Consider the following 16,751-nt stretch of genomic DNA (forward strand, 5'->3'; position numbering starts at 1 on the left):
CGGATATTACATCCGCTCAGTTACCATTGCCAACGCCTGTTCCACAACGGAAATATCTGCCCCCCGTTTATGAGCATTTTCACTCAGATGACGACGCCACTGACGCGCGCCCGGAATCCCCTGAAAAATACCTAAAATATGGCGGGTGATGTGCCCCAGATATGTTCCTTTTGAAAGCTCTTGCTCTATATAAGGATAGAGTGCTCTGACGACTTCAACAGAATTGACCACCGGAATTGAAGAATCAAATAATTCATGATCAACATGTGCCAGAATAGACGGGTTCTGGTACGCCTCACGTCCGACCATAACCCCATCCACATGTTGCAGATGCTGTTTTGCTTCTTCCAGCGATTTAATACCGCCATTGATAGCAATTGTCAGTTGAGGGAAATCTTTTTTCAGTTGATAAACCCGCGGGTAATCCAATGATGGTATCTCACGGTTTTCTTTTGGGCTTAAACCAGAAAGCCAGGCTTTGCGTGCATGAATGGTAAATATATTGCAACCACTGCGCTGCACAACCGTATCAATAAAATCACACAGGAATTCGTAGCTGTCTTGTTCATCAATACCAATACGAGTTTTAACCGTAACCGGTACACTGACCACATCCTGCATTGCTTTAACACAATCCGCTACCAGTTCAGCTTCGCCCATCAGGCAAGCGCCAAAACGACCGTTTTGTACCCGGTCCGAAGGGCAACCCACATTCAGGTTAATCTCATCATAGCCACGTTCCTGAGCGATTTGAGCACAATGCGCCAGCGCTTGTGGATCACTGCCACCCAGTTGTAATGCTATTGGGTTTTCTTCTTTGTTGTATGCCAGATAATTGCCTTTACCGTGAATAATTGCCCCGGTTGTCACCATTTCTGTATATAACAGCGTTTGCTTAGTCAATAAACGATGAAAATAACGGCAATGACGATCTGTCCAGTCGAGCATTGGAGCAACGGAGAAGCGGCCTTGCCATAATCTATATGGAGATTCTTGTATTCCTATGTTTTCTATGTATTTTTCAGTTTCTTTATTTTCGTGCATTTTAAGACATTTTAATTTTAGGTTATTTTCGATTTACCGGTACACCATCCAGTACACTTATACAATGGTGTACTGACGCATGAGAGGTGAAGAACGGCCTATTATAACATAGTGAAACGTCCTCGCGCCGACGGCTTGAAATAAGCTAATCATTCAAGGGGTTTTACCACAACTACCGGAACGTCATCCACATGACATCGGCGTTTCAGTTCTGCCCCTTGACTATTTTGGATTTAAATTCGGTTAAGATGCTCTGTTATTGTGATATTTTTTAATTTTTTTCAACGCCATTTGCCTTTTCAATGGTGATAAGTAATCAATAAAAATCTTGCCATGGAGATGATCAATTTCATGTTGCATCACAATAGCCAGGAAATCTTCACTCTCCACCGTGATTTTCTCACCATGCCGGTTTAACGCTTCAACTTTCACTTTTTCAAATCTTTCCACATCAGCGTAATATCCTGGGACAGACAAACATCCTTCTTGCCCCATGACACTGCGTTCTTTCTCAACGATTTGTGGGTTAACCAGAATCAAGGGTTGATCTCGATTGGTTGAAATGTCAATGATCACCACCGCTTCTTTTCGTCCAACTTGCGGTGCGGCCAAACCGATTCCATTATCCGTGCTATACATGGTATCAAGCATGTCATCGATAAGACCTTGGATCTCTTCAACATTTGCAACTTCAACACACTTTTGCCTCAGTCGTTCATCTGGAATAGTCAATATTTTTAATGTTGCCATGACAAATGATTCTCTCTATTCGGGCAGCCTGTCGTTGCTTTCAATCGGCTTTAAACCGCACTATAGCGCTACGGCTCAAGCTGCTTTGTTCTTAGATTTATATAGTTAGTACACTTCTCATTCTGAATTCAGTGGTAACTATGCCTTAAGCGATATGTTTTCCATGATAGAAATTAACCGATATCATATCATCCAGTACACCGTTGAAGCTGTTAAATAGCACTAATGGCATATCACTTGCATAAAACTACCGAAATGATGCAAGATCGATAAAATCATCTAAAATACGATTATTAATCAATTAATTAGTGATAAATGCTATTGAGATTTTATTTTCAGTTACCGTTTCATAAAACCGGTTTTTGTAAAGAAGTGTTTCAGAATCAACGATGCACATTGAAGCGCTATACGACAAGGTTACCCACAATTCAAAAACAAATGCATCAAATGAAATAGAAGAAAATTGAGCGATACAGTCCTGTTCCGTCACATCGACAAACGTATTCACAAAACTCACAATATTTATCTGAGACAATAAAATTAATTTTCCTAGCCTATAATCTACAAAAACTTTTGCCTTAATATCTAAGGCTCTAGCCTGTTCCAAGGTCCAGAATTTTTTGACCAACTATTTCAACCCTATAGGGTTTAAGGCGAACCAACAGAGCAGGAGGAAATCCCTCACGATGTATTACATAATCCAGTGCTGTTTTCCCGAAATCAATTTTGGCGACCACGGAACTTCCCCATTAATTTTTTAAGCATTAGAAAATGAAATGTAATAAAGCGATATCACCTCTTCTATACAACTTTATTTAAAGTGATCAACAAGGAAGTAAGCGACTTGATAAGTTCATTCAGCGGCGAGCGCTTTTCGGTCTAAAAGTAGCAACTATTTTATCATCGGTTTCGACATATGGGCCATCCAGCAATTGGATACAATATGGCACGCTGGCAAAAATGCCGGATACCAGAACATTGCCATTTTCGTCTTTCAAACCTTCCAACGTTTCTGCTATTGCTTTTGGTTGTCCTGGTAAATTCAAAATAAGGGCTTGTTTGCGGATAACGCCAACCTGGCGGGATAGGATTGCTGTTGGAACAAATTTTAGGCTGATCTGACGCATCTGTTCGCCATAGCCTGGCATTTCACGATCTGCAACAGCCAATGTTGCATCAGGAGTCACATCACGGCGTGCGGGGCCGGTTCCACCGGTAGTCAAAACCAGATGACAGCCGATTTCATCCACCAGCTCGCACAGGGTTTGTTCAATGATAATCTGTTCATCAGGGATTAGACGAGTTTCTATACTGAAAGGTGTTGTAATAGCACTTTGTAACCACTCTTCCAGTGCCGGAATCCCTTTGTCCTGATAAACACCGCTTGATGCACGATCAGAGACGGATACCAGGCCAATGCGCAATTCATTCATACAAACCTCAATAATACATAATTAACTAACGGCAAAAAGGCGACTAATTATGCCGCCTTTAAAGTAAAAAGAATAGCTTATAACCTGTAATTACAGCAGATCAGCGATCATCTTCTCAAGTTTGCCCTGATCTACAGCAAATTTACGGATACCATCCGCCAGTTTTTCTGTAGCCATTGCATCCTGATGATGCCCCCAATAGAACTGAGCTTCATTCAGTGGCGCCGGGTGCGCTTTAATTTCACCGTTATAACCCAGCTTGCATTCAACTTCACCCTGAGTTTCAGACAGCTCTTTCAGCAGTGCTGGTGCAATAGTTAAACGGTCACAACCCGCTAATTCCAGGATCTCACCGGAATTACGGAAACTTGCGCCCATCACAACAGTGTCATAGCCATGTTCTTTATAATATTGATAGATTTCTGTCACAGAAACTACGCCCGGATCTTCGTGTGGAGCGTACTCTTTCTGATCACTGTTCGCTTTATACCAATCAAGAATACGGCCAACGAATGGAGAAATCAGGTAAACGCCTGCTTCTGCACAAGCGCGGGCCTGAGCGAAAGAGAACAGCAGAGTCAGGTTACAGTTAATACCTGCTTTTTCTAACTGTTCAGCCGCACGGATACCTTGCCAAGTTGAAGCAAGTTTGATCAGAATACGATCATTGCTGATACCCGCCTCGTTATACAGCTTAATCAAGCGTTTAGCTTTAGCGACACTGCTTTCGGTGTCATAAGACAGACGGGCATCCACTTCGGTAGAGATACGGCCAGGGATCAGTTTTAGAATTTCCAGACCAATATTCACAGCCAGTTTATCGCTGGCATCCACAATCTGCTGCTCACGGGAATCACTTTGTTCACGCGCCCACGCAATAGCTTCATCAATGAGTTTGCGGTATTCAGGGATCTGTGCAGCGTTAAGGATTAGAGATGGGTTAGTTGTAGCATCTTGTGGCTGATAAAGTTTCATCGCCGCAATATCCCCGGTATCTGCTACTACTGTTGTCAGTTTACGCAGGGAAGTTAATTTATCGGTCATTTTGTCATATCTCATCGTTATGCGTGAAATTGAGGCATTGTTACTGAGCCATCCATTGATAATAACATTCTAAGACCTTGCTGCAAGGCGGTAAAAACGATCATTCATAGTCGCTCACCCGCAACCGTTTTCGATTCTGTATCTGTCGTCACGACCTATAGAACACTGCCAAGTAGTTTCCGCTATCGTTGTTATTGTTCTTTTCATCTGAGTTTTTGTTAAAGTAACTCAATCTGAACAACCGGGATGACGTTATGCTTATTACTATTTCACCTGCCAAAACCCTTGATTATGAAAGCCCGCTTGCCACGGAAAAATACAGCCAACCAGAATTGCTCGATCAGTCAAAGCAGTTAATCAGTATTTGTCGAGAACTGACGCCTGCTAAAATTGCCAGTTTGATGGGGATCAGCGATAAACTTGCCGGTCTGAATGCAGCCCGTTTTGGCGAATGGTATGCTGATTTCACACCAGAAAATGCACGTCAGGCTATTCTGGCATTTAAAGGTGATGTTTATACCGGTATGCAGGCTGAGGTTTTTTCCGATAGGGATTTTGATTTTGCTCAGGCTCATCTGCGGATCCTGTCTGGTCTTTACGGTGTGCTGCGTCCTTTAGATCTGATGCAACCTTACCGGCTGGAAATGGGGATCAAACTGGAAAATAAACGCGGTAAAGATCTCTATTCTTTCTGGGGAGATCTGATCACTGAAAAGATCAATGAAGCCTTGGAGCAGCAAGGCGATAATATATTGGTTAATCTGGCTTCTGATGAGTACTTCAAATCCGTTAATATGAAAAAATTAGCCGGTAAAATTATCAAACCCGTATTCCTTGATGAGAAAAACGGTAAATATAAAATCATCAGCTTTTATGCGAAAAAAGCCCGTGGGCTGATGAGCCGGTTTATTATTCAAAATAAGCTAACCCAAGCTGACCATCTGGTGGAGTTTAATCTGGATGGCTACGCATTCGATGAGTCGTTATCCAAAGGGAACGAGCTGGTATTTAAACGCCCGGAGCAACATTAAAACTTTTATTATTGATATAAGCGCCGCACGATCTGTACGGCGTTTATTTTCTTAATTACTCAGGTGCTCTTTCCATCAGGAAAGCTCGCAATTCAGCAAAATTTGCGGATAAATAATGGGACAACAACGCTAAATCAGCCCGTTCTGCCAGTGCTTCCGGCAAGGGTAATTCCTCACCCAGAATTTGTTCCACACTCTCTTTAAATTTCGCTGGGTGAGCCGTACCAAGAAACAGCCCGTATTCATCTTCTTGTAACTGATCACGCAGGACACGGTAAGCGATGGCAGCATGAGGTTCAGAGATATAACCCAATTTAGCCAGCACTTTAATCGTCTCTTTAGTCACTTCATCACTGACTACTCCATAGCCCAATTCACTTAACGGCCAGGATTTACGACAAAACAGCTCTTCAATACGCGGCCAGTTGTTTGGCTGACTAACATCCATTGCATTGGAAAGCGTGGCAATTGTCTGATGAGGCAGCCATTTTCCATCGGTCAGATAACGTGGAACCGTATCGTTAACATTAGTCGCAGCGATAAAGCGTTTTACCGGCAGCCCCATTGATTTCGCCAATAAACCCGCAGTCAAATCACCAAAATTCCCACTTGGTACAGAGATAACCAGTTGTTCACGTTTATCTTCTGGTAATTGAGCAACCGCCTCAAAGTAATAGCAAATCTGCGCCAACAAGCGGCTGATGTTAATTGAGTTAGCTGAATTGAGATACAGAGCCTGTTTTAACGCATTATCATCAAACGCTTGTTTAACCAGTGCCTGGCAATCATCGAAATCACCATCAATCGCCACCGTATGAATATTACCGCCCAATGTACAGAACAGTTTTTCCTGTAACGGGCTGATTTTTCCCTGCGGATAAAGGATCACTACCTGTACATTGTTCAACCCATAAAAGGCGTGTGCTACCGCTGCACCGGTATCGCCGGAAGTCGCGGTCAAGATAGTCACAGGCTGCTCACCAGCAACCTGTGCCAGCATCTGCGCCATAAAACGACCACCAAAATCTTTAAATGCCAGAGTCGGGCCGTGGAACAATTCCAGTGTTGCAACATCATCTTCCACTTTTGCCGCCGGCGCAGGGAAAGTAAAAGCGCTCTTAACCCGTGCCGCCAGTTGTTCTGGCGGAATCTCATCACCAATAAACGCCGAAAGAATATGGCTGCTGCGGGTAACAAAATCCAGTTTCAGTAGTTGAGCAATTTCTTCACGGTTAAATTCCGGTAAGTCTTGCGGAAAGAAAAGCCCTTGCTGTTTGCCTAATCCCTGCTTTACCGCCTGTGCAAAACTCACCTGCTCGCTGTTGTCTTTTAAGTTATACAGTTTCATCTGTTCCGTTACCCTATCTGTCGTGCGCCTGCGAGATCCAGACGGCAAATGTGTACAAAACCTTCATCATTCTGAACATAATGCTGTTGCAGCCACTGAGCCATTTTCTCCGCGGTAGTCATATCATTACAAATGGAAAACAACGTCGGGCCAGAACCAGAAATACCACAGGTCAACGCACCTATCGCTTTTGCTGCCTCACGAGCCTCAGTAAAACCCGGGAGCAGTTGCGTCCGATACGGTTCAGCAATCACATCTTTCATCAATCTGGCTGCCAATTCTGGCTGCCGTGTATAGCAGGCATGAATAAAACCAGCCAGAAAACGTCCGTGGTCGATAACATCCTGTTTCGAATATTTTTCCGGTAAAATGGCTCTGGCTTCCGCAGTGCAAACTTTGATTCCCGGATAGGCCATCACCCATAGCCACTCATCAAATGACGGCACCGACTGACAGATAATGTCCTCCTGTTCCATAATCAATTGCAAACCACCGAGGTAGCATGGAGCGACGTTATCATAGTGAATGCTGCCGGAAATGCGCCCTTCCAGTTGCCCCATCATTTCCAGTAATTGGTGTTCACTGAATGGATGCCCCGTAAATTCGTTCAGCGCCATCAAACCCGCCACAACAGAACAAGCACTGGAGCCAAGACCAGAACCAATTGGCATATTCTTTTCCAGCGTTATCTCCACGGGTAATTGTTTACCTAAATGCTGGCAGAACAGCTGCCAGCACTGATAAACGATATTGTACTCCGGCTCTACAGGTAACTTTCCGACAAACCGCCCTTCATTACGCAAACTAAAACTCTCTGCGGCCCGGACAGTTACACAGTCACCTAATAAAGTACCATCAACCGGAGAGACCGCAGCTCCCAGCACATCAAACCCAACACTGACGTTCCCGATAGATGCGGGCGCATAGACTTTAACCACAATTAAACTCCCTGTTTCCAGGATAAAGTACGCAGCATATCTGCAAAAACACCGGCGGCAGTGACATCATTACCGGCCCCGTAACCCCGCAGTACCAACGGTATTGGTTGGTAGTAACGCGTGTAGAATGCCAGCGCATTTTCGCCATTTTTGACTTTAAAAAGCGGATCATTGCCATCTACTGCGGAGATTTTCACTCTGCACCGGCCATGTTCAATCATGCCGACATAGCGCAACACTTTTCCTTGTTCCTTCGCTTCTGCCACACGCTGGCTGAAAACGTGATCAAGAAAGGGTAAATGTTCAAGGAAAGTATCCACACTACCTCTACTATCAAAAGAGACTGGCAGTACAGGCTCCACATCAATATCCGCCAGTTCAAGTTCATAACCTGATTCACGGGCGAGGATCAACAGCTTACGGGCAACATCCATACCGGAGAGATCATCACGAGGATCCGGTTCGGTATAGCCTTTCTCTTTCGCCAGTAAAGTCGCTTGAGATAATGACATTCCTTCATCCAACATACCAAAAATGAAAGAGAGGGAGCCGGAAAGAACACCATTGAACTGCACCAGTTCATCACCCGCGTTAAGCAGGTTTTGTAAGTTCTCAATAACCGGTAGGCCTGCACCCACATTGGTATCATACAGAAATTTGCGTTTAGATTTCTCTGCTGCCTTACGGATCTGACGATAATAAGCCATTGACGAAGTATTGGCTTTTTTATTCGGCGTGACCACGTTGAAACCATCACTCAGGAAACTGGAATATTGGTCAGCAATTTGCTGACTGGAGGTACAATCGACTATCACCGGATTAAGCAAATGGTACTCTTTCTCCAGGCGGATCAGACGGCTTAGACTGAATGGCTCTTTGGCCTCTGATAAACACTGCTGCCAGTTATCAAGACAAATACCTCTCATCTCCGTTAGCATGGCGCGTGAATTGGCGATGCCACATACCCGTAAATCAATGTGCTTTTGTTTCAGCCAGGTTTGCTGACGACGGATCTGCTCAAGCAAAACGCTGCCAACACCACCGACACCAACAACAAAGAGCTCGATCACCTGATCGGTATTAAATAACATCTGATGGCACAGACGAACCGCTGTCGTTGCCATTTCATTGTCGATAACCGCAGAGATAGAACGTTCAGAAGATCCCTGTGCGATGGCGACAATATTGATATTACCGCGAGCCAATGCGGAAAAGAAACGGGCAGAGATGCCACGCAAGGTACGCATACCATCACCCACAACAGAGATAATGGAAAGATTTTCCATCACATCCAGAGGATCAAGAACGCCATCTTTCAGTTCGAGATAGAATTCTTCACTCAATGCCTGACGAGCACGTTCCAATTCACGTTGAGGGACACAGAAGCTGATGCTGTATTCTGAAGATGACTGAGTAATCAGCACGACAGAGATCCCTTTGCGGGACATGACAGCAAATACCCTTGCGGCCATACCAACCATTCCCTTCATACCAGGGCCTGATACGTTGATCATTGCCATATTGCTCAGATTGGTAATCCCTTTCACCGGCGTACTTTCATCTTTCTGCCCATCACCAATAAGTGTTCCCGGCGCATCTGGATTGGCTGTATTTTTAATCAAACAAGGAATCTGGAATTGAGCAATCGGGGCGATAGTCCGTGGATGAAGCACTTTAGCACCGAAATAAGAGAGCTCCATCGCTTCTTGGTAGGACATGCCTTTTAATAGCCGTGCATCCGGTACAACTCTGGGATCACAGGTATAAACGCCATCCACATCCGTCCAGATTTCGCAGCATTCAGCCCGCAAACAAGCAGCCAAGACAGCAGCAGAATAGTCAGAACCATTTCGCCCCAGGACAACCAACTCCCCTTTATCATTGCCGGCAGTAAATCCAGCCATCAGGACAATATGGTCGTCAGGAATATTCAGAGAAGAAATGCGCTTGGTAGACTCATTAATATCTACCGTAGATTCAAGGTAATGACCTTGTGCCAACAGATTTTTTACTGGATCAATTACCGTGACTTTGTGACCACGTGCCTGCAATACAGACTCCATGATTGCGATAGAGAGTTTTTCACCACGGCAAATCAGGGAAGCGTTAATACTGTCCGGGCATTGACCCAGTAATCCAATACCATGCAGAACCTGTTTCAATTGAGCAAATTCTTGCTCCACCGCCATTTTTAACCGCTCATAATCAAAACCAGGTTGTGCTTGCGCTAACCCCTGCAATAAATCAGCAAAGATCCGCTCTGCATCGTGTATATGGGTAATAATATCTTGCCCAGCCACAGTTTTTTCTATCATCGCCACTAAATGATTGGTAATTTTTGCCGGGGCGGAAAGCACTAACGCAACCCCTCCCTGAGAAAGTTTTTTCTCTGCAATATCGGCGACGCTCTGCACACGCTGGCAATTAGCGACCGAAGTTCCTCCAAATTTAAGCACTCGCATTAACATTTTTCTCCTGATTTAGCGCCAAAAAAAAGCCCGCATCTGATTTGGATGCGGGCTTTTCTCTCTATCTTTAATATATGCGTCAGCCCGCCCCGTAACTTGTAGTTCCGGTGGTGATAATAATTGTCGTTTTCAGGCTGATAGTTTGCATAGGTTCCTGTCTGTCATTTAATTGGTTCGACCCTATATTGGTTAAATGAATTCGCTCACAAAGTCAAACGTTTTATCTAAATGATCTTATTTTTTTGATATTTTTCCCATTGGAATAATTCATTTTATAGTCATCGATACCAACAAATATATCTTACTGAACGTAATATTGTAGTTGTTAAATCTATTTTTAACAAAATTAACAATACGTTTTATCTTTTAATAAAAATCAGTTATTTTTGTTCGCCGGCAAGCTTATTATAGATTGTTTTTTGCACAATGACGCTCAGTGCGTTAACAGGAGTTTGTCATTTGTCTGACATAGTACAAGGTATAAAATAACAAATATAAATAATATTAACGTGCTACAATCAATTTTGATGTACGTCAATAAAAGGTAGTTTTTTTAGATGGTAAATGCATTGCAAGCTGTTATATTGCTGTTAATAGACTAACATAACACTGTTTAGCTAGTTTTTTCGGGTATATACCCACAAAGGAAAAACAACTTTTACTTTCAGTGTAAAACATATCAATAAATGTTATTACTGACTTAAGCTATAATTTCAGTGATGACAAACAATAACCAGTAAATATCCTGAGATAAGAGTAGTTTGAGTCATTCTGATTTTATTTTAAGCGATTCTAGGTAGCAACCATGCAAACCCCGCACATTTTGATTGTTGAAGACGAAATTGTCACTCGTAATACCCTGAAAAGCATTTTCGAAGCTGAAGGGTATATCGTTTATGAAGCCACCGATGGTTCAGAAATGCACCATATTCTGTCAGACAGTGACATTAACCTGGTGATTATGGATATTAATCTTCCAGGCAAAAATGGCTTGTTACTTGCCCGCGAATTGCGTGAGCAAGCGAACGTTGCTTTGATGTTCCTGACCGGCCGTGATAATGAGGTAGACAAGATCCTTGGGTTGGAAATTGGTGCGGATGATTACATCACCAAACCCTTTAACCCACGAGAATTAACTATTCGGGCCCGCAACCTGCTTTCCCGTACCATGAATCTGAGTGCTGTCACCGAGGAGCGACGCCAGGTTGAGAGCTACAAATTCAATGGCTGGGAATTGGATATCAATAGCCGTTCTCTGATCAGCCCAGCTGGTGAGCAATACAAATTGCCACGCAGTGAGTTCCGCGCCATGCTTCATTTCTGTGAAAATCCGGGTAAGATCCAGACTCGCGCAGAATTACTGAAAAAGATGACAGGCCGCGAGCTGAAACCTCATGATCGTACTGTTGATGTGACTATCCGGCGTATCCGTAAACATTTCGAATCTAACCCAGATACGATGGAAATTATTGCCACCATTCATGGCGAAGGTTATCGTTTCTGCGGTGATTTAGAAGTGTAGTGTGAATTATCGAGATATCTAAAATAAATAACAGGATGGGATATCCATGAGGAACCCCATCCTGCCTCTTAGTTTTCCGCAACTTTCCACGGCATAATGGGTACAGCACTGATCGCATTCTTTGGTGAACCATCAATCATTTTGTCAGAATAAGTCAGATAGACTAATGCATTACGGTTTACATCGTAAAAACGAACAACCTGAAGTTTTTTAAACACCAGTGAAGTGCGTTTCTGGAAAACAATCTGGCCCTTTTTACCGCCCTTTTTAATCTTGTCTGTCAGTTCAATGGATCCGACTTGCTGGCAGGAAATAGCCGCATCAGCGGTATCTTCTGCAAGCCCCAATCCCCCTTTTATTCCACCTGTTTTTGCTCTGCTCAGGTAACAAGTCACATTTTTAACATCTGGATCATCAAACGCTTCCACTACAATTTTGTGATCTGGCCCGATAAATTTAAAAACAGTGTCTACCGAGCCAATTTCTTCAGCTTGAGTAGCCAAAGGTACGAACAACAATGTAGTTGCTACTAATATCTTTATGATTTTTAACATATATAATCTCATACCTTAATTAATTAAGCCTAAAATTTCACCACTCTAATACCAAACAGGGTGGTAATACCACCAACAATAATAGTTAATCATTAATATAATTTCATAAAGTAATGAGTGAAATAATAATATGAATAAGTATCCTATTGTAAATAGAATACTTGTCTTACACTTAGTGTTTATATCCAGTAGAGTTATTGTTGAATGCTACTCTTGTCAATAAATTATGAACACGAACAGCACGCAGAAACCAGAACGTACACAATACGTGTGAATGATTCGTTTCACTTAACTTGCGGGCCTGTTCAAATAGCAAACAAAATAGCCTAATGGTATAGGCTATTATATTATTCTTTCTGGTCTTAATGACTAAGGAGATGTATGGATCAAACCAGCATCATTCGTGATTTATTACGTTGGTTAGATAATCATCTGGATCAACCGTTATCACTCAACAATGTTGCAGCCAAAGCAGGTTATTCTAAATGGCACCTGCAACGTATGTTTAAAGATGTTACCGGCCAGGCTATTGGCTCCTATATCCGTGCCAGAAGGTTATCGCGGGCAGCGGTTGCTTTGCGTTTAACCAGCCGTCCTATTCTGGATATTGCTTTACAGTACCGGTTTGACTCCCAACAAACTTTCACTCGTGCATTTAAAAAACAATTTAATAAAACTCCGGCATTTTATCGGCTCAGTGAGGAATGGTGTGCCGCCGGTATTTGCCCCCCCATATTGTTGGATAAGCGGCATATTCCCGAAGCAACATATATCACGCTGGAGGAACAGCCGCTGGTTGGTATAGAACAGACTTGTTCCTATACGCTGGAACAGTGGTCCAGTTCTTGTACTGAAATGCGCCATAATTTCTGGACATACTATCTGCAAAATGCAGAAGTGTTACCGCCTGTGCTTTATGGACTGCACCACGCCATTCTCAATCCAGAAAAAGAAGATGAGCAGACAGTGTTCTACACGACAGCAGTAGAACCCAAATATGCGCAGTTTGATGTGGCAGGTAGCCAACCTGTTACATTGCCAGCTGGAGAATATGTCTCATTCAGTTACTATGGCACCAAAGATGGCTTGCAGGATTTCCTGTTCACCGTCTATGGTATTTGTTTGCCAATGCTAAACCTGACACGCAGGAAAGGATACGATATCGAACGCTATTATCTCACCAATACTAATGACCGGGAAAAGGAAGCAGCGAATCATATCGTCGAATTTCAGTATCTCATTCCTATCCAGCACTAACCCCGTAACTCATCCAATGCGGGCATATCAAGATGTGTGATATCGCCTGCCGTTTCCACAATCCAGCCTGATGCCAGCCACGGGCTGTGCTGATAATCCACTCTGGACAGAGAGCAATTACGCAAACGAAGACGACGTTCAGCATGTGCGGGTAATCCCAATATCGTGCTAACTAAGCATCCCAAAGCGATTCCGTGACTGACCAGTAACGGTCGGCTACCACTAGGCAGGTGACGGCAAGTCTCCAGCGCGGCCTTCATTCGCACAGAGAGCTCCTCCATAGATTCGCCTTCAGGGATGCGCCAGTCAGGTGTACCATCAAGGACTTTCTTACGCCACTTTTCTTCCTCTGAAGTGAGTGAATCAATATTTCTGCGCTCAAGCACTCCCATGTGCAATTCACGCAAACGTGGCTCCAAAATAACTTCACAACCGCAAACCTCCGCAATGATTTCCGCAGTGCGACGTGTGCGCCCGAGGTCACTGGTAATAATATGGGTAATATTTTCAGATTTTACTCTTTGCGCCACTAATTTGGCCTGATATTCGCCGGTTTCGGTTAAAGGGCTGTCAGATTGTCCCTGGATACGATGTGCCGCATTCCATTCGGACTCCCCATGACGAACAAGATATACCTGTAACATTTTCATTTTCCGTTATACTGCGTAAATATTAGTTTAAAGGATAACTTATCTATTATGTATCACGTTATTGCTGCAACCACCAACCCCGCCAAAATTAAAGCCATCAGTCTCGCATTTGATGACGTTTTTGGACCAGGTGCTTACCGGATCGAAGATATCAATGTAGACAGCAGTGTCCCACAACAACCCATAGGTAACACAGAAACCCGTACCGGCGCCCGTCAGCGTGTGATGGCTGCCAGGCAGGTCCGCCCCGAAGCAGACTTTTGGGTAGGTGTGGAAGCAGGTATTGAAGATGATATGACATTTGCCTGGATGGTGGTGGAATATCAGCAAATTCGTGGAGAATCCCGCTCTGCCAGCCTGATGTTGCCAGAGAAAATTCTTGATGGTATCCGCGAGGGGCGTGAATTAGGCCACGAAATGGCTTACCTCACCGGTGTTGATAACATCAAACAGAAAGGCGGTGCGATTGGCTTTTTCACTGATGGTATCCTGACTCGCACCAGTGTGTACCATCAAGCCTTGATACTCGCTTTAGTGCCTGTCCATCATGAAATTTATAAAGAACTGAACGCTCGTTAAACAGGCATTCACCTTAGGCCGCAGTCGGCGGCCTGTTATTTCAGCAATTGCTTTTCTAACCACGCTTTCACATCGTTTGAAGCAGACTTTAAGCTGTTAGAGCCACGAGTGATAGTCGCAATCCCAACCCCAAGTTCATTTTTCAGCTCACGTTGGCTCATTTGCCCACTCATCAATTCTTTGATAATCCGGACTCTTGTAGCCAGTGCTGCCCGCTCATCAGGCGTCAATAATAACTGCAAAACCGGATGTTGCAGTTCTTGCGCAAAAGCCTGTTGGAGTAACGTCACAAAGCATTGCCAATCTTCATTATCTTGTGGCGAAAGTGCCGGGTCTGTCAGATGATTTGGAGTCATAATTAATCAGTTACATACTATTTAACTAGTACGGCAGCATAGCATAGTTTGCCATAAATCAGTATCGCCTTTGCCATTCTGCGTTAGTCAATACCTTTGATGACTTACTGATAAAGTTACTGTAGAAAACATCATAAGCCAAAACATTTTTGACATAACTGCGCGTTTCGGCAAATGGAATGCTTTCAATAAAGGCTATCGCGTCCAACCGCCCGCCACTGTCAGATAACCAACGATCCACACGGGCCGGACCTGCATTATAAGCGGCACTGGCAAGTATCCGATTATGACCAAAACGCTGATAAACCGATTCGAGATAAGCCGTGCCAATTTCGATATTCGTCAGCGGATTCATCAACTGGCTACTGTTTACATACCCCTGAATACCATTTTGCTTAACCGTATCCGCCGCCGTTCCCGGCATCACCTGCATCAAACCCATGGCGCCGACTGGAGAACTGGCTTGCGGATTCCAGGCGCTTTCCTGACGGGCTATCGCCATCGCATAACTTTGAGAAATGCCCTTATCTGACGTGAAACGACTGAAATCTTGCTGCCATGCCAACGGAAAACGCTCTTCAAGATAATCCCACATTTTTCCGGTTATTGTCGCTTGTACACTAAGAGCCGCCCATTTTTGATTAAAAGCATAACGTGCCAACTGCTGTTGTTTTGATTTATTCTGGCTAGCAACCAAATAACTCCACTCTATGCGGGCAAGATTATCCATTTGCCAATATATCAGTTCCCTTACTCTCTGCACTTCGGACATCGAAGCAATCGTCGCATCTGGTTTTTCTGCGGTATTAATCGTCAGTGGATAACGGATATTCAGTTTTTGCGCAGCAACCATTGGGTAAAAACCGCGACCTTCTGTCAACTTACGCAGTATCGCCTCACCTTCAATTTTATTACCCTGCGCCAGTAAAAGATTAGCTTGCCAATAACGCCATTCCTCTTTGTTCTGGTTTGCTAACGGTAGCAATTTGATCCACTGAGCCAAACCAGACTCATCTGCATGACCCAACGCCAGACGAACACGACGCTCAAGCAGTGAAACAGATTGGCTATCGCGGATCACATCATCGCGCCACTTCTCCTGCTCATCATTTACATCACCCATTAACTGCCAGGCAACAATATCTTTTAACCGCTGGCGCTCGCTGTCATTCATCTTTTGCGCTCTGGCAATTGATGGAATGACCGCTCTTGCCTGATCCGGATCTTGACGGGCAAGGAGTGAGAAAGCCGTTAAAGTAGCGACACGGGTAAAATCAGTCGGTCCGGTATTATCAGCAAAAACAGATACGGTAGCAGGATCATCCTGCAACTTAATCAGGCCATCACTGATACTTTTGTATCCCAGCGGCAATCGTTTAGCGAGGTAACTGACCAGCGAAGTATTCCCCGCTTTTAATGCGAGGCTAATACGCTGTAATATCAATTCCGCCGATAAGTAGCCCGCTTGCTGCCAGACATCAAATAATTTATCGCAACTGGCAGGTAAAGAGCGACCATTCAACCAAATATCTTTCACTCCCTGCCAGGCAACCTGCTCTTCACCTGTCGCCCATTTGGCAAAATAGTAATTACAACGGCTTGTCATCGATTTCGGTGCTGTAGGGCTGAATGCCAGCAGCCCACGCCAATCTTCACGATGTGCAAGCTCATTGATAAAACGGGATGATAAAGAGCGTGCTGGTGGCAGATTAGGGTAATTATTAATAAAGCCACGGATCTGTTCTGGTGTCACCAGAGCTAAATCTTGTGTTAGTTC

The 16,751-nt window shown here is 44.0% G+C and carries 16 protein-coding genes and 1 other annotated feature; of the genes, 4 read left to right on the plus strand and 12 right to left on the minus strand.

Features of this window, described 5'->3' with window-relative positions; translation table 11 throughout:
* Positions 1-6: 6 nt before the first annotated feature.
* From dusA to tal, 5 genes are all read right to left on the minus strand, one after another.
* Complete coding sequence (dusA, locus tag ABR397_RS15040; RefSeq protein ID WP_350306453.1) at positions 7-1,044, minus strand: tRNA dihydrouridine(20/20a) synthase DusA; 1,038 nt, start codon at positions 1,042-1,044, stop codon at positions 7-9.
* 243 nt (positions 1,045-1,287) lie between these two features.
* Positions 1,288-1,794, minus strand: coding sequence for a peptide deformylase (gene def / locus ABR397_RS15045; RefSeq protein ID WP_350306454.1), 507 nt, complete (start codon positions 1,792-1,794; stop codon positions 1,288-1,290).
* A 301-nt stretch (positions 1,795-2,095) separates the two neighbouring features.
* The gene (locus ABR397_RS15050) at positions 2,096-2,422 is read right to left on the minus strand and encodes a hypothetical protein (protein ID WP_350306455.1); all 327 of its coding nucleotides are present in this window, start codon (positions 2,420-2,422) and stop codon (positions 2,096-2,098) included.
* A gap of 229 nt (positions 2,423-2,651) precedes the next feature.
* Positions 2,652-3,227, minus strand: a complete 576-nt coding sequence (gene mog / locus ABR397_RS15055) for a molybdopterin adenylyltransferase (protein WP_350306456.1) — start codon at positions 3,225-3,227, stop codon at positions 2,652-2,654.
* Between the two features lie 90 nt (positions 3,228-3,317).
* Positions 3,318-4,271, minus strand: coding sequence for a transaldolase (gene tal / locus ABR397_RS15060; protein WP_350306457.1), 954 nt, complete (start codon positions 4,269-4,271; stop codon positions 3,318-3,320).
* 254 nt (positions 4,272-4,525) lie between these two features.
* On the opposite strand from tal, the gene yaaA reads away from it, so the two are divergent.
* The gene (gene yaaA, locus ABR397_RS15065) at positions 4,526-5,302 is read left to right on the plus strand and encodes a peroxide stress protein YaaA (RefSeq protein ID WP_350306458.1); all 777 of its coding nucleotides are present in this window, start codon (positions 4,526-4,528) and stop codon (positions 5,300-5,302) included.
* Positions 5,303-5,357: 55 nt separating this feature from the next.
* Here yaaA and thrC read toward each other — a convergent pair whose 3' ends face one another.
* The 3 genes from thrC to thrA are packed head-to-tail and all read right to left on the minus strand — an operon-like array spanning position 5,358 to position 10,050.
* Positions 5,358-6,650, minus strand: a complete 1,293-nt coding sequence (gene thrC / locus ABR397_RS15070) for a threonine synthase (protein WP_350306459.1) — start codon at positions 6,648-6,650, stop codon at positions 5,358-5,360.
* An 8-nt stretch (positions 6,651-6,658) separates the two neighbouring features.
* Positions 6,659-7,588 carry a homoserine kinase gene (gene thrB / locus ABR397_RS15075; RefSeq protein ID WP_350306460.1) on the minus strand — a complete coding sequence of 310 codons (930 nt, stop codon included), beginning with the start codon at positions 7,586-7,588 and terminating at the stop codon, positions 6,659-6,661.
* Positions 7,589-7,590: 2 nt separating this feature from the next.
* Complete coding sequence (gene thrA, locus ABR397_RS15080) at positions 7,591-10,050, minus strand: bifunctional aspartate kinase/homoserine dehydrogenase I (RefSeq protein ID WP_350306461.1); 2,460 nt, start codon at positions 10,048-10,050, stop codon at positions 7,591-7,593.
* Positions 10,051-10,075: 25 nt separating this feature from the next.
* Positions 10,076-10,197 (minus strand) — a sequence feature (Thr leader region).
* Between the two features lie 664 nt (positions 10,198-10,861).
* Between thrA and arcA the strand changes: the two genes are divergently transcribed.
* The gene (gene arcA, locus ABR397_RS15085; RefSeq protein ID WP_350306462.1) at positions 10,862-11,578 is read left to right on the plus strand and encodes a two-component system response regulator ArcA; all 717 of its coding nucleotides are present in this window, start codon (positions 10,862-10,864) and stop codon (positions 11,576-11,578) included.
* 68 nt (positions 11,579-11,646) lie between these two features.
* Here arcA and creA read toward each other — a convergent pair whose 3' ends face one another.
* Positions 11,647-12,132, minus strand: a complete 486-nt coding sequence (creA, locus tag ABR397_RS15090; RefSeq protein ID WP_350306463.1) for a protein CreA — start codon at positions 12,130-12,132, stop codon at positions 11,647-11,649.
* Positions 12,133-12,513: 381 nt separating this feature from the next.
* On the opposite strand from creA, the gene robA reads away from it, so the two are divergent.
* Complete coding sequence (gene robA / locus ABR397_RS15095) at positions 12,514-13,389, plus strand: MDR efflux pump AcrAB transcriptional activator RobA (RefSeq protein ID WP_350306464.1); 876 nt, start codon at positions 12,514-12,516, stop codon at positions 13,387-13,389.
* Here robA and gpmB read toward each other — a convergent pair.
* Positions 13,386-14,033, minus strand: a complete 648-nt coding sequence (gpmB, locus tag ABR397_RS15100) for a 2,3-diphosphoglycerate-dependent phosphoglycerate mutase GpmB (RefSeq protein WP_350306465.1) — start codon at positions 14,031-14,033, stop codon at positions 13,386-13,388. The genes robA and gpmB overlap by 4 nt on opposite strands.
* Positions 14,034-14,087: 54 nt before the next feature.
* Between gpmB and yjjX the strand changes: the two genes are divergently transcribed.
* Positions 14,088-14,618, plus strand: coding sequence for an inosine/xanthosine triphosphatase (yjjX, locus tag ABR397_RS15105; protein ID WP_021326493.1), 531 nt, complete (start codon positions 14,088-14,090; stop codon positions 14,616-14,618).
* A 35-nt stretch (positions 14,619-14,653) separates the two neighbouring features.
* On the opposite strand, the gene trpR is transcribed toward yjjX, so the two are convergent.
* Positions 14,654-14,974, minus strand: coding sequence for a trp operon repressor (gene trpR / locus ABR397_RS15110; protein ID WP_350306466.1), 321 nt, complete (start codon positions 14,972-14,974; stop codon positions 14,654-14,656).
* A gap of 58 nt (positions 14,975-15,032) precedes the next feature.
* The coding region (gene sltY / locus ABR397_RS15115; protein WP_350306467.1) for a murein transglycosylase at positions 15,033-16,751 on the minus strand (1,719 nt) is incomplete at its 5' end.

It is taken from the genome of Photorhabdus viridis (assembly GCF_040256935.1).
In the GTDB taxonomy this organism is placed as follows: domain Bacteria; phylum Pseudomonadota; class Gammaproteobacteria; order Enterobacterales; family Enterobacteriaceae; genus Photorhabdus; species Photorhabdus viridis.

Coding starts and splice junctions, on each gene's coding strand:
- trpR (WP_350306466.1), bottom strand. CDS start 14,974: ATGACTCCAAATCATCTGACAGACCCGGCACTTTCGCCACAAGATAAT.
- dusA (WP_350306453.1), bottom strand. CDS start 1,044: ATGCACGAAAATAAAGAAACTGAAAAATACATAGAAAACATAGGAATA.
- arcA (WP_350306462.1), top strand. CDS start 10,862: ATGCAAACCCCGCACATTTTGATTGTTGAAGACGAAATTGTCACTCGT.
- creA (WP_350306463.1), bottom strand. CDS start 12,132: ATGTTAAAAATCATAAAGATATTAGTAGCAACTACATTGTTGTTCGTA.
- mog (WP_350306456.1), bottom strand. CDS start 3,227: ATGAATGAATTGCGCATTGGCCTGGTATCCGTCTCTGATCGTGCATCA.
- tal (WP_350306457.1), bottom strand. CDS start 4,271: ATGACCGATAAATTAACTTCCCTGCGTAAACTGACAACAGTAGTAGCA.
- yaaA (WP_350306458.1), top strand. CDS start 4,526: ATGCTTATTACTATTTCACCTGCCAAAACCCTTGATTATGAAAGCCCG.
- yjjX (WP_021326493.1), top strand. CDS start 14,088: ATGTATCACGTTATTGCTGCAACCACCAACCCCGCCAAAATTAAAGCC.
- def (WP_350306454.1), bottom strand. CDS start 1,794: ATGGCAACATTAAAAATATTGACTATTCCAGATGAACGACTGAGGCAA.
- thrA (WP_350306461.1), bottom strand. CDS start 10,050: ATGCGAGTGCTTAAATTTGGAGGAACTTCGGTCGCTAATTGCCAGCGT.
- robA (WP_350306464.1), top strand. CDS start 12,514: ATGGATCAAACCAGCATCATTCGTGATTTATTACGTTGGTTAGATAAT.
- gpmB (WP_350306465.1), bottom strand. CDS start 14,033: ATGTTACAGGTATATCTTGTTCGTCATGGGGAGTCCGAATGGAATGCG.
- thrC (WP_350306459.1), bottom strand. CDS start 6,650: ATGAAACTGTATAACTTAAAAGACAACAGCGAGCAGGTGAGTTTTGCA.